The organism is Haloferax profundi, assembly GCF_001469865.1.
GTDB lineage: Archaea > Halobacteriota > Halobacteria > Halobacteriales > Haloferacaceae > Haloferax > Haloferax profundi.
In genome coordinates this window covers 1-1021 of record NZ_LOPV01000412.1, presented here as the reverse complement: position 1 = coordinate 1021, position 1021 = coordinate 1, and the positions used below count along the sequence as shown (strand labels likewise).

At 59.8% G+C, this 1021-nt stretch carries 1 protein-coding gene; it reads left to right on the top strand.

Features of this window, described 5'->3' with window-relative positions; translation table 11 throughout:
• Positions 1 to 142: 142 nt before the first annotated feature.
• A partial coding sequence (locus AUR66_RS14105) for a pyridoxal phosphate-dependent aminotransferase (protein WP_058572926.1) occupies positions 143 to 1021 on the top strand: 879 nt, incomplete at its 3' end.

Genomic DNA, 1021 nt, shown 5'->3' with positions numbered 1-1021 from the left:
CGGAGAGACACCGTTCGCCCACTAGAGGCGGGACTGTCTGTTCAATTCTCGCCCGCTTCGAGCGACGCACGACGACTGAGAGACGGACTCTTCGAATCACGAAATCGTCAGGATTCAAATGGTAGACACCCACATACCAACCATGCCAAATCCATCTTCGTTTTCTCGGCAGATTGGGAGCGACCGCGTCGATGGGATGCGGGAATCGGTCATCCGAGAGATGACACGCGAGGCACACAGACACGACGCCATCAACCTCTCACAAGGGATTCCCGACGAAGACGAGACGCCACCGAGCGTCAAACAGGCGGCCAAGGCGGCAATCGATACCTCGAGTCAGTACACGATTACGTGGGGTCTTCCGGAACTCCGCGAAACGATTGCAGAACGGTACGAGGAGTGGAAAGGCGTCTCGTACGACCCAGAGACGGAAGTCACGGTCACGACCGGGACGAGCGAAGCAGTCGTCTCCAGCCTCCTCGCACTCTGCGACCCTGGTGACGGCGTCATCTACTTCGAACCGACCTACGAGAGTTACATCCCCGCCGTTCAATTCGCAGGAGGGCGGCCGATTCCACTCGACATCACGGACGGCCTCGAAGTCGACCCAGACGCGCTCAGAGAGGCCGCCAAAGACGCGTCCATCCTCATCCTCAACCACCCACACAACCCGACGGGGAAGGTCTTCACCCCTCGTGAACTCGAACTCGTCGCCGACGTCGCTGCCGCAGAAGACCTCATCGTCGTCACCGACGAAATCTACGAACACATCGTCTACACCGACGAGTACCGCAGTCCCGTCGAAATCGACGGCCTCGCCGGACGGACCGTCGTCTGCACGGGCATGTCGAAGACCTACTCTGTGACCGGGTGGCGCGTCGGGTTCGCACTCGCACCCGAACCACTCTCCGCCGAACTCCGAAAGGTCCACGACTACACGAGCATCTGTGCACCGACTCCGTTTCAGAAAGCCGGTGTCGAGGCGCTTTCTCTCCCGGAAGACTACTACGCGAACCTCTCT